The sequence below is a fragment of the Arthrobacter agilis genome (assembly GCF_030816075.1).
Lineage (GTDB): Bacteria > Actinomycetota > Actinomycetes > Actinomycetales > Micrococcaceae > Arthrobacter_D > Arthrobacter_D agilis_E.
The window spans coordinates 2001841-2024962 of sequence record NZ_JAUSXO010000001.1 but is presented as its reverse complement, the minus strand read 5'-3'; the positions used below and the strand labels follow the sequence as shown (position 1 = coordinate 2024962).

At 68.2% G+C, this 23122-nt stretch carries 21 protein-coding genes and 1 rRNA gene; 14 read left to right on the top strand and 8 right to left on the bottom strand.

Annotated elements, in window-relative coordinates; all coding sequences use genetic code 11:
- Positions 1–26 precede the first annotated feature (26 nt).
- Complete coding sequence (locus QFZ50_RS09440; RefSeq protein ID WP_307083625.1) at positions 27–1427, bottom strand: HNH endonuclease; 1401 nt, start codon at positions 1425–1427, stop codon at positions 27–29.
- A gap of 163 nt (positions 1428–1590) precedes the next feature.
- Here QFZ50_RS09440 and QFZ50_RS09435 point away from each other — a divergent pair, with 163 nt between their 5' ends.
- The 3 genes from QFZ50_RS09435 to QFZ50_RS09425 all read left to right on the top strand — a co-directional run bounded on the left by QFZ50_RS09435 (position 1591) and on the right by QFZ50_RS09425 (position 5353).
- Positions 1591–1890: a DUF3039 domain-containing protein gene (locus QFZ50_RS09435; protein WP_307083624.1), complete on the top strand. Its 300-nt coding sequence runs from the start codon at positions 1591–1593 to the stop codon at positions 1888–1890.
- Between the two features lie 233 nt (positions 1891–2123).
- The gene (locus QFZ50_RS09430; protein ID WP_307083622.1) at positions 2124–3581 is read left to right on the top strand and encodes an MFS transporter; all 1458 of its coding nucleotides are present in this window, start codon (positions 2124–2126) and stop codon (positions 3579–3581) included.
- A complete protein-coding gene (locus QFZ50_RS09425; RefSeq protein ID WP_307083620.1) occupies positions 3578–5353 on the top strand; it encodes a DEAD/DEAH box helicase in 1776 nt (591 codons plus the stop codon). The genes QFZ50_RS09430 and QFZ50_RS09425 overlap by 4 nt, the downstream gene beginning before the upstream one ends.
- A gap of 58 nt (positions 5354–5411) precedes the next feature.
- On the opposite strand, the gene QFZ50_RS09420 is transcribed toward QFZ50_RS09425, so the two are convergent.
- Together QFZ50_RS09420 and QFZ50_RS09415 are read right to left on the bottom strand one after the other, a co-directional pair.
- On the bottom strand, positions 5412–6035 hold the full coding sequence (locus tag QFZ50_RS09420) for an isochorismatase family protein (RefSeq protein WP_307083618.1): 624 nt from the start codon (positions 6033–6035) through the stop codon (positions 5412–5414).
- Complete coding sequence (locus QFZ50_RS09415) at positions 6032–7342, bottom strand: nicotinate phosphoribosyltransferase (protein WP_373462311.1); 1311 nt, start codon at positions 7340–7342, stop codon at positions 6032–6034. Before QFZ50_RS09415 ends, QFZ50_RS09420 begins: the two co-directional genes overlap by 4 nt.
- A gap of 140 nt (positions 7343–7482) precedes the next feature.
- On the opposite strand from QFZ50_RS09415, the gene clpS reads away from it, so the two are divergent.
- The 8 genes from clpS to QFZ50_RS09375 all read left to right on the top strand — a co-directional run bounded on the left by clpS (position 7483) and on the right by QFZ50_RS09375 (position 13185).
- Positions 7483–7791, top strand: a complete 309-nt coding sequence (gene clpS, locus QFZ50_RS09410; RefSeq protein WP_307083616.1) for an ATP-dependent Clp protease adapter ClpS — start codon at positions 7483–7485, stop codon at positions 7789–7791.
- 8 nt (positions 7792–7799) lie between these two features.
- The gene (locus QFZ50_RS09405) at positions 7800–8375 is read left to right on the top strand and encodes a DUF2017 domain-containing protein (RefSeq protein WP_307083615.1); all 576 of its coding nucleotides are present in this window, start codon (positions 7800–7802) and stop codon (positions 8373–8375) included.
- Positions 8376–8478: 103 nt separating this feature from the next.
- Positions 8479–9387: a glutamate racemase gene (gene murI / locus QFZ50_RS09400; protein WP_307083613.1), complete on the top strand. Its 909-nt coding sequence runs from the start codon at positions 8479–8481 to the stop codon at positions 9385–9387.
- Positions 9384–10181 (top strand): MBL fold metallo-hydrolase, encoded by a 798-nt coding sequence (locus tag QFZ50_RS09395; RefSeq protein ID WP_307083611.1) that lies wholly within the window; start codon positions 9384–9386, stop codon positions 10179–10181. Before murI ends, QFZ50_RS09395 begins: the two co-directional genes overlap by 4 nt.
- Before the next feature lie 84 nt (positions 10182–10265).
- Positions 10266–11057, top strand: a complete 792-nt coding sequence (gene rph, locus QFZ50_RS09390) for a ribonuclease PH (RefSeq protein ID WP_307083610.1) — start codon at positions 10266–10268, stop codon at positions 11055–11057.
- Positions 11050–11676, top strand: coding sequence for an RdgB/HAM1 family non-canonical purine NTP pyrophosphatase (gene rdgB, locus QFZ50_RS09385; RefSeq protein ID WP_307083608.1), 627 nt, complete (start codon positions 11050–11052; stop codon positions 11674–11676). Before rph ends, rdgB begins: the two co-directional genes overlap by 8 nt.
- A gap of 115 nt (positions 11677–11791) precedes the next feature.
- Positions 11792–12490, top strand: a complete 699-nt coding sequence (locus QFZ50_RS09380) for a DedA family protein (protein WP_373462259.1) — start codon at positions 11792–11794, stop codon at positions 12488–12490.
- Positions 12487–13185: a GNAT family N-acetyltransferase gene (locus QFZ50_RS09375; protein WP_307083607.1), complete on the top strand. Its 699-nt coding sequence runs from the start codon at positions 12487–12489 to the stop codon at positions 13183–13185. Before QFZ50_RS09380 ends, QFZ50_RS09375 begins: the two co-directional genes overlap by 4 nt.
- A 77-nt stretch (positions 13186–13262) precedes the next feature.
- Here QFZ50_RS09375 and QFZ50_RS09370 read toward each other — a convergent pair whose 3' ends face one another.
- Complete coding sequence (locus tag QFZ50_RS09370; protein ID WP_307083605.1) at positions 13263–13901, bottom strand: HAD-IA family hydrolase; 639 nt, start codon at positions 13899–13901, stop codon at positions 13263–13265.
- An 89-nt stretch (positions 13902–13990) separates the two neighbouring features.
- Here QFZ50_RS09370 and QFZ50_RS09365 point away from each other — a divergent pair, with 89 nt between their 5' ends.
- Positions 13991–14983: an exonuclease domain-containing protein gene (locus tag QFZ50_RS09365; protein WP_307083603.1), complete on the top strand. Its 993-nt coding sequence runs from the start codon at positions 13991–13993 to the stop codon at positions 14981–14983.
- Positions 14984–15139: 156 nt separating this feature from the next.
- Here the strand turns inward: QFZ50_RS09365 and aztD are convergent, their stop codons facing one another.
- The 4 genes from aztD to aztB form a co-directional block, all read right to left on the bottom strand.
- On the bottom strand, positions 15140–16384 hold the full coding sequence (gene aztD, locus QFZ50_RS09360) for a zinc metallochaperone AztD (RefSeq protein ID WP_307083602.1): 1245 nt from the start codon (positions 16382–16384) through the stop codon (positions 15140–15142).
- 26 nt (positions 16385–16410) lie between these two features.
- Complete coding sequence (gene aztC, locus QFZ50_RS09355) at positions 16411–17328, bottom strand: zinc ABC transporter substrate-binding protein AztC (RefSeq protein ID WP_307083600.1); 918 nt, start codon at positions 17326–17328, stop codon at positions 16411–16413.
- The gene (locus QFZ50_RS09350) at positions 17325–18395 is read right to left on the bottom strand and encodes an ABC transporter (protein ID WP_307083598.1); all 1071 of its coding nucleotides are present in this window, start codon (positions 18393–18395) and stop codon (positions 17325–17327) included. The genes aztC and QFZ50_RS09350 overlap by 4 nt, the downstream gene beginning before the upstream one ends.
- A gap of 181 nt (positions 18396–18576) precedes the next feature.
- Positions 18577–19470, bottom strand: a complete 894-nt coding sequence (aztB, locus tag QFZ50_RS09345; protein WP_307083596.1) for a zinc ABC transporter permease AztB — start codon at positions 19468–19470, stop codon at positions 18577–18579.
- Positions 19471–19592: 122 nt separating this feature from the next.
- On the opposite strand from aztB, the gene aztA reads away from it, so the two are divergent.
- A complete protein-coding gene (aztA, locus tag QFZ50_RS09340; RefSeq protein ID WP_307083594.1) occupies positions 19593–20249 on the top strand; it encodes a zinc ABC transporter ATP-binding protein AztA in 657 nt (218 codons plus the stop codon).
- A gap of 725 nt (positions 20250–20974) precedes the next feature.
- A 16S ribosomal RNA gene (locus QFZ50_RS09335) occupies positions 20975–22508 on the top strand.
- The last annotated feature ends 614 nt before the right edge of the window (positions 22509–23122 follow it).

Below are 23122 nucleotides of genomic sequence, written 5' to 3'. Positions count from 1 at the left end.
ACCCCTCCGGACCCGGACTGCATGCCCTAGAAGGGCGGTGCTTCGGGGGCGGTGGTGTAGGTGCGCCCGGTAGGAGAGGTGGCGGTCAACGTGCCTGACATACAGGACGTGGCAGGAATCCCGAGCGTGCCAGTGGTACCGGGCGCCGCTGGGCCGTGTTGGCCGACCCGGTTCTGGTCGGGGCCCTGGGTGTAGTGCCAGATACCTTCGGACTTGAGGGTGTGATGCTTGCGGCAGAGATGGGCGAGGTTGTCGTGATCGGTCGGCCCGGCGTGGGACCAGGGCGTCGTGTGGTCGAGTTCGCAGCGCGAGGCGGGGATGCTGCAGCCGGGGTGTCGACAGGTCTGGTCGCGGACTCGCAGCCAACGTTTGAGGTCGGCCGGGACGGCGTACGAGGTACGGCCGACGCTGAGCACGGCCCCCGATTCGGGGTGGGTCAGGAGCCGGGTGAAGGAAGGCGCATGGGCGGCAAGGCGGCGGGCGATGTCCGCGGGGATGGGGCCGTAGCCTTCCAGGTCCGCCGGAGCGTCGTCGACTCCGAGCAGTGTCAGCACGGGCACCGTGACATTGATGTGCGCACAAATCCTCGGCTCCGCCGGTACCCCGACATGGGCTTCCCCGGAGGAGGCTTCAGGGGTCGGGTCGCTGTCCGGTCGATTGGCGGAGACGCGAGCGGAGGTGCCCTGGCAGCAGGTGGTGCCGGGGGCGGTGAGGAGGAGGTCGGCGAGGACGTCGGTGCGTAGCTGGGGCAGGGTGCGGGTTTCGGCGGGGGTCTGCAGGCTGCGCGCTGTGGCGGTGAGTCGGCTGTCGATGGCCGTGGCGTCGGCGGCAGGGAGGTAGACATGCAGCCAGGCCATCGCGTCGTGGTCGGGCTCGAAGTCCACACGGCGCCGGCTGGTGGCTGTCGCAGCTCGCTGGTGGAGGGATTCGGGGTGCAACCGGGTACGGAGCGTCCGGGCTCTGGAAGCCAGCCGGGTTGTGGTGGTCTCGGCGGCCAGAGGCAGCAGTTGGTCTTCGAGCAGGGCCGCGGTCGCCTCGGGCAGCCCGGTGTATTCGTGGATCAGGGTGGTGGCGTGCGCCCAGGAGATCGCCCCGGACGCGAGGGCTGCGTGAGTTCTGGGGTGGTGGTTGACGAGGACTGCGGAGAACTGCACGAGTCGGTGGGCAGTGCGTTCGGGGATACGCAGCAGGCAGGCCAGTTCTGTCGCCGTCGTGGTATCCGCCAGATTGGTGTGCCGACCCTTGGTGAGTCGTTCAGACGATTGCCCGCGGGCCTGATAATCGAAGAATTCGCTTTCCAGGAGTTGACGCAGTTCCTCGGTGGCGGTAGCCATGTCAGCATCTATCCGGGCTTTCTCGGCGGCCAAGGACAGAATGCGCGCGTCGATGCGCTCGCATTCCGCCCGATATTGCGCATTCGTCCTCATACCCTTTATTATCGACCCTGCCACCGACAATATAGGGTGGGGCAGGAACGCCCGGCAGGAACAATTCCGGAATCGAAGGCGGCTCCCCTTCCGTGGAGAATACCTGCCCGAATGTCACCCCTGACCCCCTGTAGAACGGGTGGCCGGGCGATAGACTGGGCCCATGACTATGCCCGCAGATCCCTTCGCAAACGATCCCCTCGAAGCCGGCACAGGCGGCTCCACGGCGACCATCGAACGTGAGGAAGTCCGCCAGGAGGTCGAGCCCGGTGACGCCGAACGCTTCGCCCACTACGTCCGCAAGGAAAAGATCATGGAGTCCGCCTTCACCGGCGAGCCGGTGATCGCACTGTGCGGCAAAGTGTGGACCCCGGGCCGCGACCCCGAGAAGTTCCCGGTCTGCCCGGAATGCAAGGAGATCTACAACGGCCTCCGCCCGGGCGACGACAAGCCCAAGGGCTGACAAGCCGAAGGGCTGACAAGCCGAAGGGTCGGCGGGGAACCCGAGGGCCCACAGGAAGCCACAGCCCGACAACTAGGCGAAGGGCCGCGTCCCCGACAGCAGCACCCGATCCCGCAGGAGCAGGTGCCCGGCTCCTGATCTGATCAACCCTCACGAAGCGCCACCAGCACCGGCCGATCCAGGAGCCGCGGTTCGAACGCGCCCGCCCGCTACCCAGCAGAACACAAGGTGACATGAGCAAGACCGCCAATAGGGCAGGGACCACGACAGCCGGAGCGATGTCGCCCGAGCTGCGCCCACTCACCATCGGCATCCTCGCCATCATCACCTGCGCGGCCTTCGAGGCGATGGCCGTCATCACCGCGATGCCGTCCGTAGCCAGGGAACTCGACGGCGAATCGAGCTACGGGCTGGCGTTCTCCATGTATCTGACGGCGTCGCTGCTCGGCACCGTCGTCGCCGGTTCGTGGTGCGACCGCAAGGGCCCCCGGCCCGCCCTCGCCGTCGGGCTGGGCCTCATGATCCTGGGACTCCTCGCGGCGGGAGCAGCCCCCGACTTCTGGCTCGTCACGGTCGGCCGAGCCGTATCCGGCCTCGGTGGGGGCTCCATGATCGTCGCGGTCTATGTCGTCATCGGACGGTCCTTCCCGCACAAGGCCCAGCCGGTCGTGTTCGGCTGGCTCGCCGCCGCCTGGGTACTCCCGGCGCTGATCGGCCCCGTGGTCGCCGGATTCGTCACCCAGAACTTCGGGTGGCGCTGGGTGTTCCTCGGCGTCGTCCCCGTGGTGCTCGCCGCCGTCGTCATCGTGTGGCCGAAGACGAGGGGGCTCGGCCCCATCGAGGCGACCGATGCCGGCCCGGCAAAGGGACGCGTCCTGCGCGGGTTCGCCCTGGCCGGGGGCGTCTTCGCCGCGCAATGGGCCGTCGTCCGCCTCGCGGACGCGCAGGACCCGGACGCCGGGACCGTGACGGGCCTCGTGCTCCTGACCGTCGCGGGCGTCGTCGTCGCCCTCCTCGTCCTGCCTCCACTGCTGCCCAAGGGCGCCCTGGTGCTCGCCCGCGGACTGCCGAGCATCATCGCGACCCGCGGCATCGTGAACGTCGCGTTCTTCGGCACGGAGGCCTTCATCCCCCTGATGCTCGTGAGCTCCCGGGACATCGATCCGGGCACGGCGGGCCTCACCCTGAGCGCCGGGGCGCTCGGCTGGAGCGCCGGCTCCTTCGTGCAGGCACGCGTCACGTTCGACCGGCAGTGGCTGCTGGTCGCCGGGTCCTCCGTCCTGTCGCTCTCGCTCGGCGGGTTCGCACTCGCGACGGCGGTGGAGGCACCGCTGTGGGTGCTGGCCGCTGTGTGGGGTCTGTCGGGATTCGCCATGGGGATGACGCTCTCGAGCACGTCGGTGCTGGTGCTGAAGCTCTCCGCGCCCACGGAGCAGGGGCGCAACTCGGCCGCCCTGCAGATCTCCGATCAACTCGGCGGCGTGGCAGGCACGGCGGGCGCCGGTGCGCTCTTCGCGCTGCTGCACGACCCCGCGGATCCCGGGCATGTGCCGACCTTTGTTGCGATCTGGCTGGCTCTGTGGGTGTTCACGGCAGCGGGTATAGTTTCGGGTCTGAGAGGGGCCAGGTCATCCGATGGCGGCTCCGGTCTCACCCCCAGCAAGTCAATGGAAGGTACTGTCCCGGCGTGAGTAGTGACACCCTGTTCGGTGCCGGCGCAGCCCTGCCCCCCGCATATCCGGAGCGCGCCGCCTGGGGGACCGCCCCCAAGCTGCGCCAGTGGCAGAGCGAAGCGCTGGAGAAGTATTTCCGGGAATCCCCGAGCGATTTCCTCGCGGTGGCCACCCCCGGTGCAGGCAAGACGACCTTCGCCCTCCGCGTGGCCACGGAGCTCGTCGAGCGCGGCGTGGTCAACCGGGTCACGATCGTCGCCCCGACCGACCACCTGAAGCGCCAGTGGGCGGATGCGGCCGCGAAGGTCGGCCTCGCCATCGACCCCAACTTCAAGAACGCGGACGGCCGTCATGGCGGAGCGTTCATCGGCGTCGCCGTGACCTACGCGCAGGTGGCCAGCAAGCCGATGCTGCACCGTGCGAAGACGGAGGCCGCCCGCACCCTCGTGATCCTGGACGAGATCCACCACGGCGGTGACGCGCTCTCCTGGGGTGACGGCATCCGTGAGGCTTTCGAGCCCGCAGCCCGGCGCCTCGCACTCACCGGTACGCCCTTCCGCTCGGACACCGCGGCGATCCCGTTCGTCGAGTACGCCGAGGACCGCGACGGGATCCGCCGCTCCCGCGCCGACTACACCTACGGCTACGGCCAGGCCCTCCGCGACCACGTGGTCCGCCCCGTCATGTTCATGGCCTACTCCGGCCAGATGCGCTGGCGTACCAGCGGCGGCGAGGAGATGGCCGCATCGCTCGGCGAGGCGGCCGTCACCAAGGACATCACCGCGCAGGCCTGGCGGACGGCGCTCAACCCTGCCGGCGAGTGGATCCCGGCCGTCCTCGCCGCCGCCGACAAGCGGCTCACCGAGGTACGGCGCACCGTGCACGACGCCGGTGGCCTCGTGATCGCGACGGACCACGACGACGCCCGCGCGTACGCGGGCCAGCTCAAGCGCATCACGGGGGAGTCGCCGACCGTCATCCTGTCCGACGACGCGAAGGCCTCCTCGAAGATCGAGGAGTTCTCTGCCGGCGAGAAGCGGTGGATGGTCGCCGTGCGCATGGTGTCGGAGGGCGTCGACGTCCCGCGCCTCGCCGTCGGCGTCTACGCCACCTCGACCGCCACCCCGCTGTTCTTCGCGCAGGCCGTGGGCCGCTACGTGCGTGCCCGGCGGCGCGGGGAGACGGCGTCGATCTTCCTGCCCTCCGTACCGAACCTCATGGCGCTGGCCAACCAGCTCGAACTCGAACGCGACCACGCCCTCGACCGGCCCGAGAAGGACGACGAGGGGTTCGGTCTCGAGGACGGGCTCATGGAGGCCGCCAACCGCGAGGACAAGGCGTCCGATTCGCTCACCAAGCAGAAGTTCGAGGCCCTCGAATCGCAGGCGTCCTTCGACCGCGTCCTGTTCGACGGCGGCGAGTTCGGCACCGGTGGTGAGATGGGCAGCGAGGAGGAGCTCGACTTCCTCGGCATCCCCGGGCTGCTCGACGCCGACCAGGTGGGACAGCTGCTGCGCCAGCGCCAGCAGGAGCAGCAGTCCCGCCGTAAGACGAGACACGCAATGACACCCGCCGAGCCGCTGGTCGTGGACCACCGGCAGCTCACCGAGCTGCGCGGCCAGCTGGCGAAGAACGTCTCCGCCTGGGCCGCCCGGACCGGCATGCCGCACGGCCAGGTCCACACCGAGCTGCGCCGGCAGTGCGGCGGGCCCGCCGTCGCGCAGGCCAACGAGGACCAGCTCCAGCGCCGCCTGCAGAAGCTGCAGGACTGGTTCATCGGCAAGAAGTAGGACCCGTGGACACACGAAGGCCGGGCTGGTCGCACCAGCCCGGCCTTCGTGTTTCCGGCTAGCCGGCGAGCTCGACGCCGGCCGCCTCCAGCTCCTCCAGCGCCGCCTCCGACTTGTCGTCGTGCACGCCCCGGACGAGGTCCACCATCACCGTCACGCCGTACCCGGCCTGGAGCGCATCCAGGGCGGTCGCCCGCACACAGTAGTCCGTGGTGAGGCCGGCGATCACGACGTCGTCGACCTCGTGGTCCTGCAGCCAGTCGTCGAGGGTCAGCGGATCCTCGTCGCTGTCCGCTGCCCCGCCGCCGAGCTTCTGCTCGCCTGTGGGCACCTCGTCGTCGGGTGCCTTGACGCCCTCGAACCCGGAGTAGGCGGCCTCGAACTGGCCCTTGCGGAAGACGGCGTCGATGCTCTCGGTGTCGAGGTCGCGGTGGAACTCGGAACCCCTCGTATCGGCGACGCAGTGGACCGGCCACGAGTCCGTGAAGTCGGGCTCCTCGGAGAAATGCGCCCCCGGATCGATGTGCCAGTCCTGCGTGGCGACGATGTAGTCGTACGTGCCGGCCTGTCCGTCGATATGGTCGCTGATGTCGGCCGCGACCTGCGCGCCGCCCTGCACGGCGAGCGAACCGCCCTCGCAGAAGTCGTTCTGCACGTCCACGATGATCAGTGCGCGCGTCATGATGCTGCCTCCTCGTACTCGGTGGGGATGACGGGTTCGCCGCGCTGCAGACGCCGGACGGCTCCGGGCAGCTCGGCGACGGACCGGGTGTGGCGCTCGGCGGCGCGGTGGACGGCCTCGGCACCGGTCCAGCCCGGAAGGACGACGCCGTCCTTCACGAACTGCTGGACGAGCGGGCGGTCGTCGCCGTCGTTCGCGGGGCTGATCCCGATCCCGACGACCTCGACCTGGGCGATCCCGTGCTCGTCGAGCCTGCGCATCGCCTGCTTCAGCCCGCCCACCGATGCCTTGTTCTTCGCCGCCTTGGCCACGGAGATGAAGGTGCCGTCGTCGTCCTGGCGGCTGACGAGCTTGTAGACCATGCCGGCGGTCGGTGCGCCGGAGCCGGTGACGAGGGATGTGCCGACACCGTAGGAATCCACCGGGGCCGAGGCGAGGAGGCCGATGGCGAACTCGTCGAGGTCCGAGGTCACCACGATCTTTGTGCTGTGGTTCCCGAGGTCGTCGAGGAGCTCCCGCACCCAGCGGGCCTGGGCGACGAGGTCACCGGAATCCAGGCGCACGGCACCGAGCTCGGGGCCCGCCACCTCCACGGCGGTGCGGACGCCCTGCTCGACGTCGTAGGTGTCCACCAGCAGCGAGGTGCCCCGGCCGAGCGCGGCGACCTGCGCCTCGAACGCTGCACGCTCGGAGTCGTGCAGGAGCGTGAAGGAGTGCGCGGCCGTGCCGACCGTCGGCAGGCCGTACCTGCGGCCGGCCTCCAGGTTGGAGGTGCTCGCGAAACCGCCGATGATCGCGGCCCGGGCGGCGGCGACGGCGGCCTCCTCGTGCGTGCGGCGGGATCCCATCTCGATGCAGGGGCGCCCGGCGGCCGCACCGGTCATGCGGGACGCCGCGGAGGCGATCGCGCTGTCGTGGTTGAGGATCGAGAGGATGAGCGTCTCGAGGATGCAGGCCTCCGCGAAGGCGGACTCCACCGTCAGGATCGGCGAGTTCGGGAAGTAGGCCTCACCCTCCGCGTAGCCCGAGATCGAGCCGGTGAAACGGAAATCCGCCAGCCAGGCGAGGGTGGTGTCGTCCACGATCCCGGCGTCGCTGAGGAACGCGAGCTGCGCGTCGTCGAACCGGAAGGTGGCCAGGGCCTCCAGCAGGCGGCCCGTCCCTGCGACGACGCCGTAGCGCCGGCCCGCCGGAAGCCGCCGTGCGAAGGCTTCGAACACCGACCGGCGGTGGGCCGCCCCCGAGTGCAGCGAGGCCTGCAGCATCGTCAGCTCGTACTGGTCGGTGAAGAGCGCGCTGTTCGGCATGTTCACGGTGGGCGGCACCTCACCGGCAGCGGCGGGCGGGTCTGTGGTCGGGGCGTTGGTCACCCTCAAAACGATAGCGGGGCGCCCGGGGTGTGAGTAGCCGGCCAGCGGAGGAGGTTGAGGCGACCTAGAATGAGGGGATGACCGTAGGCTTTGCAACCGGCACCGACACCCTGGAAGAGGTGCGGACCACCGAGAAGACCGACCTGGACCAGCCCTGGGTCGTGGTGGTCTGGAACGACCCCGTGAACCTCATGAGCTATGTGAGCTACGTCTTCCAGACCTACTTCGGCTACAGCGAGGCCAAGGCGCGCACGCTGATGCTCGAGGTCCACGAGCAGGGCCGCTCCGCCGTCGTCTCCGGCAGCCGCGAGAAGGTGGAGCAGGACACCGTCGCCCTGCACTCCTACGGGCTGTGGGCCACCTTCGAGAAAATCGGAAGCGAGTAAGCCCTCCCATGGCGAAACCCTTCAAATCGACGCGCCGCGGCATCACCGGAGCGCTCGAGCCCGGTGAGGCGCGCCTCCTCGGCGCCCTGCTCGACGACGTCATCTCCATGCTCGAACCCGAGACGGGGCCCAGCGAGGACCCGCTGGCCGCGATCGTGGGCATGTCCGGGGCGGATGCCGAGTCGACGGCCCCCGACGACTCGGCCGTCCGGCGGCTGCTGCCCGACGCCGTCCGCGGGGACGACGACGAGGCGCTCGCCTTCCGGCGCCTGACCGAGCGCTCCCTGCGGGAGCAGAAGATGGGTGCCCTGCGCAGCAGCGCCCTCGCGATCGAGTCGAATCCCATCACGCTCACCGACGAGCAGGCCCGCCTCCTCGCGCAGGCGCTCAACGACGTCCGGCTGGTGCTCGCGGACCGCCTCAGCATCGAGACCGAGGAGGACGCCGAACGGCTCCACGACATCGCGGACTCGAAGGACGTGGACGACGTCGAGTCCTACCTCGCGCTCGTGTACAACTTCATCACCTGGCTCCAGGAGTCCCTCGTCCAGGCCATGCTGAAGGCCGCCCGGCTGCAAGGCTGACGCGGGACGGCGCCGGGCACATCCCCGACGACGGCGGGCTGTGACAAAACCCACGGATCAGTGAATAGTTTTCGTGGGCGTCACGTCATATTCTCGGAGGATCATGAGCCCAGAGCCAGCGAACCCCGACCGCAGCGAAGCGCCCATCGGCATCTTCGACTCCGGCGTCGGGGGACTGACGGTCGCCCGAGCCGTCATCGACCAGCTTCCGCACGAGTCCATCATGTACGTGGGCGACACGGCGAACGGTCCCTACGGACCTCTGCCGATCGCTCAGGTACGCGCGCACGCGCTGGGGGTGATGGACGAACTCGTCGATTCCGGCGTGAAACTCCTCGTCATCGCCTGCAACTCGGCATCCGCCGCGGTCCTCCGCGACGCGCGGGAGCGTTACACCGCCCGCTACGGCATCCCCGTGATCGAGGTCATCCAGCCGGCCGTACGCCGCGCGGTGGCGTCCACCCGCTCGGGCCGGATCGGCGTCATCGGCACCAGCGCGACCGTCGGGTCCCGCGCCTACGACGACACCTTCGCGGCCGCCCCGCACCTCGAGGTCACCTCCGTGGCCTGCCCGGCGTTCGTCGAGTTCGTGGAGGCCGGCATCACCGGCGGTCCGGCACTGCTGAGGACGGCCGAGGAGTACCTCGCACCGCTCAAGGACGCGGGAGTCGACACGCTCGTGCTCGGCTGCACCCACTACCCCCTGCTGACCGGCGTCATCTCCTACGTCATGGGCGACGCCGTGACCCTCGTCTCCAGCGCGGAGGAGACCGCGAAGGACGTGTACCGGGCCCTCGTCTCGCACGACCTCGAGCGGGACGACGCGGTGCCCGCCGTACACCGCTTCATCGCCACGGGCGACGCCGCGAGTTTCGAGGTGCTCGCACGCCGGTTCCTCGGGCCCGAGGTCCTCAGTGTCCAGCACGTCGACCACGTAGCCGCCCAGTACCCGACAGGCAGCCTCGCGCGCATCACGCCCGAGATGATCGCCGCCGGGTTCCCGCCCGCATGAAGCTCACCATCGTCGGCTGCAGCGGGTCCTTCCCCGGCCCGCAGTCCCCGGCGTCCTGCTACCTCCTGACCGCCGAGTGGGAGGGGCGCAGCTGGCGCATCCTCCTCGACCTCGGCAACGGCTCGCTCGGAGCCCTGCAGCGGTACATGGACCTGCGGGAGATCGACGCGGTGTTCCTGTCCCACCTGCACCCCGACCACTGCATGGACCTCTGCGGCCTCCACGTCGCCGTCCACTGGGACCCAGCGGGCTGGGGGCTGCCCCGCATCCCCGTCTGGGGGCCGGCGGCGACGGCGGACCGGATGGCCAGCGCCTACGGCCTCGACCCCGACCCCGGGATGCACGAGGACTTCGACTTCCGCTCGTGGGAGGACCGCTCGGCCGTCTCGGTGGGCCCGTTCACCATCACGCCCTACCGGGTCCTGCACCCCATCGAGGAGGCCTACGCGCTGCGCATCGAGGTGACCGAGGCCGACGGCGAGGGGTCCTCCCGCCCGCACGTCCTCACCTATTCGGGCGACACCGACGCGTGCGACGGGCTGGTGGATGCAGCCAGGGACGCCGATGTCTTCCTGTGCGAGGCCGCCTTCCACGAGGGACGCGACGACGCCATCACCGGCGTGCACCTCACGGGCAAGCGTGCCGGCGACGTCGCGACGCGCGCGTCCGCCAAGCGACTGCTGCTGACCCATCTCCCGGTCTGGAACGATGCGAACGTCGCGGTCAGCGAAGCCCGGGAGAGCTACGAGGGCCACCTCGCCGTCGCTGTCGCCGGAGTCTCCTACACCGTGTGACGCATGGTGCACACGAGCCCGCTCGTGTCCGCGGCGCCGCATCACGGGCACCCCTCCTGCACGCCCGCGTCTAGACTGGAAATCATGACCTCCCCGAAATCCACGCCCGTGCCGCCTGCCGCCAGTACCCGGAGCCCCGTGCTGCGGGCGGACGGCCGGACGCCCGACCAGCTGCGCAACATCAGCATCACGCGCGGCTGGTCCAAGCAGGCCGAGGGCTCGGCACTCATCGAATTCGGGAACACACGCGTCCTGTGCACGGCGAGCCTGACGAGCGGTGTGCCCCGCTGGCTCAAGGGCGAGGGCAAGGGCTGGGTCACCGCCGAGTACGCGATGCTCCCGCGGGCCACGAACACGCGTTCGGACCGGGAATCCGTCAAGGGCAGGATCGGCGGCAGGACGCACGAGATCTCGCGGCTGATCGGCCGCTCGCTGCGCTCGATCATCGACACCAAGGCGCTGGGGGAGAACACGATCGTCCTCGACTGCGACGTGCTGCAGGCCGACGGCGGAACGCGGACGGCCGCGATCACCGGTGCGTATGTGGCGCTCGCCGACGCGATCCGGTACGCCAAGGACAAGAAGCTCATCCCCGCCTCGGCATCCCCGCTCACCGACACCGTCGCGGCCATCAGCGTAGGCATCATCGACGGCGTCCCCATGCTCGACCTGCCCTACGTGGAGGACGTCCGCGCGGAGACCGACATGAACGTCGTCGTCACCGGATCGGGCAAGTTCGTCGAGGTGCAGGGCACCGCCGAGGGGGCGCCGTTCGACCGCGCCGAGCTCGATGCCCTGCTGGACCTCGCGCTCCTCGGCACCGCGCAGCTCGCGCAGATCCAGATCGACACCCTTCGGGACTCCTCCGGTGGCTGACGCGCCCCGGCTCGTCCTCGCCACCCGCAATGCCGGCAAGCTGCGTGAACTGCGCGAGCTCCTCCGCGGCCAGGTCCCCGGGCTCGACGTCGACACGCAGGTCGTCGACGCCGAGACGGCGGGTGCACCGGACGTGGTGGAGAGCGGCGTGACCTTCGAGGAGAACGCGCTGCTCAAGGCCGAGCAGGTGGCACAGGCCACGGGTCTGCTCGCCGTCGCCGACGACTCCGGCCTCGCCGTCGACGTGCTGGGGGGAGCCCCCGGCATCTTCTCGGCACGGTGGGCCGGCAGGCACGGCGACGACGCCGCGAACCTCGAACTGCTCCTGGCGCAGCTCGCGGACATCCCCGACGAGCGGCGGGGCGCGGCCTTCGTCTGTGCCGCGGCGCTCGCGCGTCCCGGCACCCCGGCGGGAAGCCACACCGAGCGCGGGGAACTGCGGGGAACGCTGCTGACCGCCCCCCGGGGGACGGGGGGCTTCGGCTACGACCCGATCCTCGTGCCCGAGGGGCTGGACCGCAGCTGCGCGGAGCTTGCACCGGGGGAGAAGAACGCCATCAGCCACCGGGGCATCGCCTTCCGGGCGCTGCTGCCACACCTCGTCGACGCGCTCAGCTGAGCGGCATCGAAGCACCACCCAGCAGGATCAGCATCATGACCAGAACCAGCCGGCACCGCAGGCGCCCCGTCCACGAGGACGGACCGGTCGCACCATCAGAGGGACGGACATCACCGTGAGCATCATCCAGACAGCACAGGCCGCCCAGGCCCTCCACGTCGCGACGGCGACCACGTCGTCGGACGGCTCGGCGCTCGGCGCCGTCACGGACTGGGCGGTGAATCTCATGGAGACCATCGGAGCCCCCGGTGCCGGACTCGCGATCGCGCTCGAGAACCTGTTCCCGCCCCTGCCGAGCGAGGTGATCCTGCCGCTCGCCGGATTCACCGCGAGCCGCGGCAATTTCTCCCTGTTCGAGGCGATCCTGTGGACCACCCTCGGCTCGGTCATCGGGGCCTACGCGCTGTACGCGCTGGGCGCCTGGCTCGGCCGCGACCGCATGCGGCGCCTCGTGTCCAAGGTCCCCCTCATCGATCTCGAGGACGTGGACAAGGTGGAGGACTGGTTCAACCGGCATGGCTACCGGGCCGTCTTCTTCGGCCGGATGATCCCGCTCTTCCGGAGCCTCGTGTCCATCCCCGCCGGTATCGAACGCATGCCCCTCGGCAAGTTCCTGCTGCTGACCACGGCGGGCAGCCTGATCTGGAACTCGATCTTCGTGCTGGCGGGCTTCTTCCTCGGGGAGAACTGGCACGTCGTCGAGCAGTACGCCGATACGTTCCAGAAGATCGTGATCGTCGCCGTCGTGCTGTTCGTCGTCTACTTCGTCGTCTCCAAGGTGCGCAAGCACCGCGCCGGCAAGCGGGTGCAGTGACGGCGGATCCCGAGCGCCGTGCCGCGGACCCGCTGGCCCGCGTGTGGCCGCTGTTCGGGCTCGTCATCGAGACGCCCCGCCTCGTCCTGACGCCGGTCAGGGACGAGCACCTGCCGGAGCTCGTGGATGCCGTCCTCGCCGGTATCCACGACCCCGCCGAGATGCCGTTCAGCGTCCCCTGGACCGATGCGCCGCGCAGCGTCCTCATCACCGAGACGGCGCGGCACCAGTGGAGGACCCGTGCCGGGGTCACCCCGGAGGACTGGACGGTCAACTTCGCCGTGCTGCACCGGGGCCGCGTCATCGGCAGCCAGGACCTCAGGGCACGGGGTTTCCCGCTCCTGCGGCAGGTAGGGTCCGGGTCCTGGCTGACCCGCTCGGCGCAGGGGCAGGGCTTCGGCACCGAGATGAGGGCCGGCGTGCTGCAGCTCGCGTTCGACCACTTCGGTGCGACGTCGGCGGTATCGGAGGCCGCCGACTGGAACCGGGCATCGCTCGGCGTCTCCCGGAGCCTCGGCTACACCGCCAACGGCACCGCCCTCGTCGAGGCCCGGCCTGGTGAGCTGCAGACACAGCAGAACCTGCTGCTCGCCAGGGAGGACTTCGTCCGGCCGGACTGGACCGCCGAGGTGAGGGGCGCGCGGGCGGCCCTGGACTTCCTCCTCCCCGCGGGGACGGCCGCACCAGCGGACTGACGCGGGTGTTCCGGCGGCCGGCAGCTCCCCAGGCGCTCCCGCGACCCGTGCCTCCACGGGTGTTCCGCGACAGGTGTCTAGCCGTGCGCTCCCGCGACCGGCGCCTGACCGGGCTGCGTCAGCACACGCGACACGTCCGTGGACGGATCGAACAGCCGAGCGTCGATCCCGAGGGCACGGGCGGCCGCGACGTTCGCGGGCGCGTCGTCGATGAAGATCACCTGTGGCCCGTCGACCCCGAGCTCGGCCAGGACCTGCTCGTAGACCGCGGGGCTCGGCTTGACGAGCCGGAGCGTCGAACTGAAGAAGAGATGCTTGAAGAGCCGGGTCCACGGAGCGTGGGAGAGCTGCGACACCATGGCCGCCGGCATGTTCGAGAGCAGTGCCAGCTGTTCGCCCCGTGCGTCCAGGTCCTCCAGCACATCGAGGATCTCCAGATTGGGGTGCGACCACTGGTTGCCGTCGAGGACGTCGAGCCAGGCGGACCTCACGTGCTCCACGCGCTCGCCGCAGACCAGCGACCAGTACTCCTCGGAGGTGAGTGTCCCGGCGTCGTAGGCATAGCGGTGCTGCCAGTAGGCGGATCCCGCGTCCTGCAGACCGTGCGTGCCGGTCGCTTCCGCGAGCAGATCCCAGTCCTGTGGGGTGGGCGCGGTGGAGATCACATTTCCGTAGTCGAAGAGGTACCACCTGCGGGGGCTGTCGATGTGGGCCATGGTTCAGGGTAGGGCCGAATGCCTCCCGATGCGTCGGGACAGCGATGAACGTTGCGTGAACGGGTAACCGGCGGCGGTAGAATTGGTTCGTGGGAATAGCATTCACGGCCATCGACTTCGAGACGGCGAATGGCTTCCGTGGATCCCCCTGCGCGGTCGGCCTGACCAAGGTCAGGGACGGCCGGATCGTCGAGGAAGCGTCCTGGCTCATGCGACCGCCCGTCGGCCACGACTCCTTCGACTCACGGAACATCGCGATCCACGGCATCACCTCGGACATGGTCGCCGACGCACCCCGGTTCGGTGACCTGTTCCCCGAGATCGGCGGCTTCATCGGCTCCGATGTGCTGGTGGCGCACAACGCCGCCTTCGATCTCGGGGTCATCCGCTCCGCGCTCGAAGTGTCGGCTCTCGCCGGGCCCGCCTGGGACTACGCCTGCACCGTCGTGCTCTCACGCAGGAGCTATTCGCTGCCCTCCTACTCCCTGCCCTTCGTCGCGGAGGCGGCCGGTGTGCCGCTGGTCAACCATCATGACGCCGTGGAGGACGCCCGCGCCTGCGCCGGCATCATGATCGACATCGCCCGCCGGTACGGGGCGCCCACCGTCGAGGACGTGCTCGGCCACCACAACCTCCCGCTGTCCCGGGCCGAGCCCTACGCGCCAGGCGTCGACGAGCTGTCGAAGGCCACCAGGACCGCGCTCGAGCGCGGGACGTCGCCCGCCGGCTGGTCCGGTTGGCCCGAGGAGGGTGAGAACCCGAACGCCAACGCCCAGGCCGATCCGCGGCACCCGCTCTACGGGCAGACCGTCGTCTTCACCGGCAATCTCGGCATCCCGCGTCCGCAGGCCAAGGAACGCGCGGCACGACTCGGGGCGCAGCCGGCCAGTTCCGTGACGCGGAGGACCACCGTCCTCGTGGTCGGTGACGGCTTCGTCGCCTCGGACCTGCGCAACGGGCGCGTGACCGGCAAGGCCCGGCGCGTGCTCGAGCTGCACGAGCGCGGCCAGGCCATCGAGGTCCTGTCGGAGGCCGAATTCCTGCAGATGACCGGCGGACGCTGGCCGAAGGACAGCCAGTAGCCGTCGGTAGCCGTCAGCAGTAGCGGGTGTAGCCCGTTCTGACCCCAGCGGGATAGCCGGCGGGGTGGGCCGACCGGTCGATGTGCCCGGGCCCGGCCTGATGCCCTGCCCCACGGGCTGCGGGCATCAGACCGGCTCCACCCGGACGGGACGGCGTCAGCCCTCGACCACGGCGATCTCGTTGGGCGCGCCGGGTAGCTCCTCCGACGAGGTGATTCCTCCGGTGGTGATGTCGACGGCGTGCAGCTTCCTCGAGACCGGATCGGTGATGTAGGCGGTGTGCCCGACGACCTCGAGGGCGGGGTGCGGATCCTGCCACTCGACAGGGCCTTCCCAGGCGTCGAGGACCGGAGTGGAGTCGGTGATCTCGCCGGTCGCGGGATCGAGGGTGTGCAGGACTCCGTCGGAGGCGATGATGAGCACCTCGCCGGCGGGTCCCCGCGCGACGTCCCGGAACGTGTACTCGATGCCCTCGGGCAGGTCCACGACCTTCATGGTCTTCGCCGCGGTATCGATCAGGGCGAGCTCGCCCAGCAGGTAGCCCTCCGAGTCCGGGTCCGAGTTGTAGTCACCGACCACGATGGGGCTGGCGTCGCTGAGGTAGGCGTTGCCCATGCGCCCGTACTCGTCGGGGGCGGTGATCTTCGTGATGTCGCCCGAGTCGTAGGCGAGGACGCCGTTGCTGCAGCCGAACACGACGACTTCGTCCTTCGTGGTCCCCTCACCGTGGACGGAGGGGCACTCGTCGCTGCGGGCGATCTCGTTCCCTTCGGCGTCGAGGACCTTGATGCCGGAGCGGCTTTCCGAGGTGCCGACGGTGGTGAGGAACGTGCCGTCCTCGAGGACGACGGAGACGCCGTGGTGCGGCTCGCCGCCCGGGATGGTCTCGGTGTCGGGGAGGCTGTCCGTGACGTCGAGGAGGTCGTCGGTGGTGAAGATGGTGGTGTCGCTGGTGCCGTCCGCATAGAGGACCGTCCTGTCCCCGTGCTGGACCACGTGGCCGGCCGTATCGGCTCTGAACACCAGATCGGTGAGCTTCGGCTCTGACTGCTGCGACCCGGCGGAATCCGTCCAGGTTCCCAGGTCGAGGACCCGGAAGCCCTCGGGAACGGTGACGAGGGCGTGGCGTCCGTCGCCTGCGGGATTCAGGCGGGTGAAGCCCTCGAGGGGGAGATCGCCCTCGAGTTCCAGCGTGGTGCCGTCGAGGACGACGATGCCGCCGTCGTAGGTCAGGGCCACGCGGGGTGCGGCGGATGCGGCCGGGGTCGTCTCCGGAGCGGCTGAAGCATCAGCTGCCGGTCCCGAGGAGGAGCCGCAGGCCGTCAGGAGCAGGGTGGACGAGGCGACGGTCGCCGCGAGGGCCAGGTGCCTTCGTCGTTTCGTGAGCAGATGTATTGTCATGATCTTCCTTTTGTTCTTCCGGGATCTCAGGGCGAGAGCCCTGCGGAGATGCGCTCCGTGTTGGTGCGCATCATGGCGAGGTACGTGTCTGCACCCTCGCCGGGGTTCGTGAGCGATTCGGTGAAGAGTTCGACGACGTCGACGTCGACATCCGCGCCGGCGGCCAGGACCTGAACGAGCCGATCGGGCTGGGAGGATTCCGCGAAGATGGCTGTCACTCCCGCCTCTTCGATGGCCGCGACGAGGTCGCGAAGGTCCGAGGCACTCGGGGACGCGAGGGTGGTTCCGCCCGGGATCACGGCGCCGATGATGCGGAAGTCGTATCGCTCGGCGAGATAGCCGAAAACATGGTGATTGGTGACCAGGGCCCGCCGATCGGTGGGGATGGCCGCGAAGGCTTCCGTCATGGCGGCGTCGAGCTCCGTGAGCTCCGACCGGTAGCCCGCCGTGGAGGCTCCGATCGCGTCGGCGTCGATGCCGTCGATGCCGAGGACCCGTTCCTCCAGCTCGTCGACGACGTCGACCATGAGTGCCGGGTCGGTCCAGAAGTGGGGATCCGGAGCTCCCTCGGAGTCCCCCTCTGCGTAGGCGAGCGGCTCGATGAGTTCACCGGCGACGAGAAGGGGGACATCCTCGGACCGTGCGCTGTCGATGTGCTGCTGCAATCCCTCCTCGAGCCCGAGCCCGTTGGTGACGATCAGGTCCGCCTGCCGCATCAGGGCTCCGTCCTGGGCGGAGATCTCGAAGGAATGAGGATCGGCATTCGGCTGCATGAGCACCCGGACCTCGGCCTCCTCGCCCACGACGTTCCGGACGACGTCGCCGAGGATGTTGGTGGTGACCACGATGACGGGTTCGTCCGACGCCGCGGCGGCGCATCCCGAAGCGCCGGTGATCGCTGCTGCGGCCAGGACCAGTGCCAGATGCCGTCGTGTGCGGTTCATCGACCGACCTCCGCGAGATACGCCGGGGTGGTCTCGGTGCTGAAGGACCGCGCGATGCGGGCGCTGTCCGCGAAGTCGATCTCATGGAGCTGCTGCTCGGCGGGCGCGTTGAGATAGGCCCGCTGCTGGTCGGCGATCAGCTCGACCCCGGCCAGGAGGGCAGGATCCTTCAGGGTCCCGGTCAGCAGCGGCCCGGTCGCGGCAAGGATCCCGGGACTCTCCGCGGAGAGCACGAGGACGCGGCCGTCGTCGCCGAGGGCGACGACGTGACCTTCGGTGTCGTCGACGGCGGATACCTGCAGCAGCGGCACGTCGGTGGGGATGAACTGCCAGGAACGCTCGCGGGTGTCGAGCAGCCAGGCACCCCGGTCACCGGCCACCGCGGCGACCGTCGGCCGTCCTTCCCGGGCACGGAACTCCGAGGCCTTCGGCGCATCCACGCCGACCGGGTAGGGAACCCGCTCGAAAGCGATGTCGTCGCCGTCGGTCGTCACCAGCAGGGCGCCGTCGTCGCACCCGATGACGGTGCCGACCGACGTGGTGATCGTGCCTCGAGCGTCGACGCAGTCGGCGCTCGCGCCGTCCACCGGATCACCGTGCGTGTCGTACGCCTGGACGGCGGCTGCCGTTCCGTTCCGCCCGGGGTGGGTCAGGAGCGTGAAGTTCGAGACCGGGACGAGCATCCCGGGGTGTGGCTCGGCCCTGAGTTCCGTACGGACACGCAGTTCCCCCTCGGCCAGGGCATCGTTGTCGAGCACTGTGCCCAGGCCGCTGTCGGGGAAGTAGATGCCGGTGGCCGAGGCGCCCGGCGTGACGAGCGCTTCGCCACTCCCGGCGATCGTCCCGATGACCGTCGGCTCACCGCGGTAGTAGTGGAAGTGGTCCTCGTGGTCCCACGTCCACATCCCGCTGTCGATGACCGTCATGGCACCGGTGGCAGCGGACGACGTGAAGAGGTAGCGACCGTCGGTGGCGGTGTCACTCACGTCCTCGACCTCACCGATGCCGGTGGTGGTCCCGTCGGCGAGGTCGAGCAGGTGAAGCCGTCCCTCCGTGTCCACGGTCATCAGATGCAGCTGAGGCTCGGCGACCTCCGTGGAGCCTTCGAGAGTCCCATGGCCGTCACCGACAGGAGCAGGGGAGGAGGTGGACGGGACCGGCGGGTCCGGTATGCGCTCACCGGCTGATTCCGCGGACGAGCAGGAGACAAGGGTGAGCGCGAGGAGAGGAAGAGCGAGGAACAGGGTGTCAGGCGTTCGCACGGAGGACTTTCTGTGACAGGGCTTCAGCCGGTTCCTGACCGGTGGAGCGGTGGGTGGAGGTGGGTCGACGCCGGGTGAGGCTGCGGATGACAGTCGACAGGGCCGCGCACCCGACGGCGGCAAGGGCGATCGAGGCGCCGGCGGCGGTGCCGCAGTACCAGGAGGCGAGGAGCCCGACGACGACGGACACCATGCCGATCAGCGCTGCGGTGACCATGGTGGTGGGGATGCGCGCCGTCCAGGGTGCAGCTGCGACGGGCGGAGCGAGCAGCAGCCCGATGACGAGCAGTGCCCCGACGGCCTGGTATGAGGCGACGACGGCCAGTGTCACCAGCCCGACGAGGAGCACCTGGGCCAGGCGCGGCCGCAACCCCATGACGTGGGCGATCCTCCGGTCGAACGCGAGAGCGACGAACGCGCGATGGAAGGCCGTGGCGACCAGGACGGTCAGGAGTAGGCCGACGGCGAGCAGCCGGATGTCGGTGGGACCGATCGCCAGCACGTCTCCGAAGAGGATCGCCGTCGCGTCGGTCGCGAAGCTGCGCGAGTGGGAGACGATGATGACGCCGGCGGCGAGCATGCCGACGAAGAACAGGCCGATGCTCGTGTCATGGGACAGGCGGCCGCGGCGCGCCAGGTAACCCACGCCGAGACTCATGACGATCGCGCTGGCAGCAGCGCCGAGGACGACGGGGACTCCGGCCAGGGTCGCCACTGCCACGCCGGGAAGCATCCCATGGGCCATCGCCTCGCCGAGGAACGCCATCCCGCGGATCACCACCCACGTCCCGACCACGGCGCAGATGGCTGCACAGAGCGAGCCCCCGATGAGGGCTCGCAGCATGAAGTCGGTGGCAAGGGGTTCCAGGAGCAGGGTCACGGGGCAACCGTAGACTTAAATGCGCATCATTCTCAATATGGTACTTTCGAGGGATGCTGCCGCTCCGAACTCCTTCCGTCCGCACGGCTACTGGGGTAGCTCCGGACTGCATTGAGCCTCTGGTGCTCACCGATGTCTGGTTCGATCACGACGGCGTCGAGGCCCTTCGCGGCATCTCACTCTCGATCCAACCGGCTGCCGTGACGGCTATCGCGGGCCCCAACGGATCCGGGAAGTCGACGCTGCTCGCGGTCCTCGCCGGCCTGCTCGATCCCCGCAGCGGCAGCATGTCATCGCCCGCACAGGCACGCAGGGCCCTTGTGGTGCAGCGCAGTGAAATCTCCGACCGCATGCTTCTCACCGTGCGGGAGGTCGTCACCATGGGTCGATGGTCCGCTGCAGGCCCGATGCGACGCCTGCGTGCCGACGACCGCCGAATCATCGACGACTGCATCGAAGTCGTGGGCCTGGGCGGCCATCGGAACCGTCCCCTCAGTGCCCTGTCGGGTGGACAGCGGCAGCGCGCCCTCCTGGCCCAGGGCCTGGCGCAGCGAGCCGATGTCGTGCTCCTCGATGAGCCGACCACCGGCCTGGACGCCACCACGCGCACAGTCGTCGCCGATGTCCTGCTCACCGAGCGCGCCCGAGGTGCAACAGTCGTCTGCGTGTCGCACGACGATGTCGTCCTCGCCGCTGCCGACCAGACGATCAGGCTCGACGCGGGCCGGGTGGTTCCTGCAGGACCGGACCTTCTCCGTACTCACCAGCCGGGCGCCTGAAGGATCACTGCATCCCGTGACCGGCGTCTTCCGATCCGCCTGGACGCAGTAGCGCGGCCTCGTCCACTGCCTATGCTTCCCGCCGGACGCCGGACGCCGGACGCCGGACGCCGGACGCCGGACGCCGGACGCCGGACGCCGGCATGACTGACGGAGACGTGGTCTTTGCGGCGAGCACCCTCACGACGTCGGGGGGCACGGGGCCGGCTCTCGTCGTTCCCGCGCTGTTGTGGGGGTGGGGGTGGGGGTGGGGGTGGATTTGGTGGTGGTGGGGTTGTGGTTCTATAGTTATGGAGTTGCCCCGGTGAGGGTGACACATCCCCCCTTTGATTCGAGTTGAAGCTGTTCTGGTGTGTGCTGTGCATGCTGCCGGGATGGGCTTTGGTTCTGTTGTCGGTTGTGTGGGTTCGTTGGTTGGTGGTGGTGCCGGGTTTTTGCCTGGTGGTGCGGCTGGGGAGCGGATTTGCGGGATCGGGGGTGGTGGGGTAGGCTTGTAAAGTTGCTTCGGAGCGAGAACAGATCCGTTTGGTTGTGTTTGGTGCCGGTAGCTCCTGTTGTTTGAGAACTCAATAGTGTGCCAAGTTTGTTGATACCGATTGTTTTTTGATTGGTTGAATTTGCTGGTTGCCGCACCCCGTGTGGTGGCTGGTTTTTTTGGCTGGTTTCGAATTTTGTGCAATGGTGTCACCCGTTTTCCCGGGTGGTGTTGTTGTGTCTGTAATGCATTTACGGAGAGTTTGATCCTGGCTCAGGATGAACGCTGGCGGCGTGCTTAACACATGCAAGTCGAACGATGAACCTCACTTGTGGGGGGATTAGTGGCGAACGGGTGAGTAACACGTGAGTAACCTGCCCTTGACTCTGGGATAAGCCTGGGAAACCGGGTCTAATACTGGATACGACCTTCTGGCGCATGCCATGTTGGTGGAAAGCTTTTGTGGTTTTGGATGGACTCGCGGCCTATCAGCTTGTTGGTGGGGTAATGGCCTACCAAGGCGACGACGGGTAGCCGGCCTGAGAGGGTGACCGGCCACACTGGGACTGAGACACGGCCCAGACTCCTACGGGAGGCAGCAGTGGGGAATATTGCACAATGGGCGCAAGCCTGATGCAGCGACGCCGCGTGAGGGATGAAGGCCTTCGGGTTGTAAACCTCTTTCAGTAGGGAAGAAGTCCATCTTTTGGGTGGGTGACGGTACCTGCAGAAGAAGCGCCGGCTAACTACGTGCCAGCAGCCGCGGTAATACGTAGGGCGCAAGCGTTATCCGGAATTATTGGGCGTAAAGAGCTCGTAGGCGGTTTGTCGCGTCTGCCGTGAAAGTCCGGGGCTTAACTCCGGATCTGCGGTGGGTACGGGCAGACTAGAGTGCAGTAGGGGAGACTGGAATTCCTGGTGTAGCGGTGAAATGCGCAGATATCAGGAGGAACACCGATGGCGAAGGCAGGTCTCTGGGCTGTAACTGACGCTGAGGAGCGAAAGCATGGGGAGCGAACAGGATTAGATACCCTGGTAGTCCATGCCGTAAACGTTGGGCACTAGGTGTGGGGGACATTCCACGTTTTCCGCGCCGTAGCTAACGCATTAAGTGCCCCGCCTGGGGAGTACGGCCGCAAGGCTAAAACTCAAAGGAATTGACGGGGGCCCGCACAAGCGGCGGAGCATGCGGATTAATTCGATGCAACGCGAAGAACCTTACCAAGGCTTGACATGAACCGGAATGATGCAGAGATGTGTCAGCCACTTGTGGCCGGTTTACAGGTGGTGCATGGTTGTCGTCAGCTCGTGTCGTGAGATGTTGGGTTAAGTCCCGCAACGAGCGCAACCCTCGTTCCATGTTGCCAGCGGGTTATGCCGGGGACTCATGGGAGACTGCCGGGGTCAACTCGGAGGAAGGTGGGGACGACGTCAAATCATCATGCCCCTTATGTCTTGGGCTTCACGCATGCTACAATGGCCGGTACAAAGGGTTGCGATACTGTGAGGTGGAGCTAATCCCAAAAAGCCGGTCTCAGTTCGGATTGAGGTCTGCAACTCGACCTCATGAAGTTGGAGTCGCTAGTAATCGCAGATCAGCAACGCTGCGGTGAATACGTTCCCGGGCCTTGTACACACCGCCCGTCAAGTCACGAAAGTTGGTAACACCCGAAGCCGGTGGCCTAACCCCTTGTGGGAGGGAGCCGTCGAAGGTGGGACCGGCGATTGGGACTAAGTCGTAACAAGGTAGCCGTACCGGAAGGTGCGGCTGGATCACCTCCTTTCTAAGGAGCGCCTCAGGTTCATGTCGTCCATCCTCAGTGGTGGGTGTGTGGCCTGCAGGAGTCAGCCCATAGCGCGGGCGTTTGTTCCGCGGTGGGTGCTCATGGGTGGAATATCAATGGATAGGTCCCGGAGGGGTCCTGGTGGCGTGTGAGTACGCACCGGTGGTGCTGGTGTCCCTGGAAGGGGATGGTGGCCGGCTGGTGTCTGGAAAGCGCGTGTCGGGGTTTGTTCGGGTAATCGTTTGGCACACTGTTGGGTCCTGAGATAACAGGGCCCTGTTCTTCGTGGGTGGTGTCGGTCGTGGACCGGGTACCGGGTGCGTGCGGGGAAGGCGACGTGAGGGGTCCTTTGTGGATTCCTTGGGTGGTTCTTCTTCGGGTGCGTGTCGGGTTCCTGGTGTGGGGTTGGTGCCGCGTGTCGGGGGGTGGGGTTTGGTTGTTTCTGGTTTTCCCGCGCATGCTGCGCGCCCGGTTTGTTCCCTGGTTCTCCCTCGTTTGTGGGGGGTGTGGGGTCGGGTGTTCGGGTGTGACGGGGTTGTTGGTTGAGAACTGCATAGTGGACGCGAGCATCTTAAAAAGAAGCAATTTCTAAGATAAATCTGGTTTCGGACGTA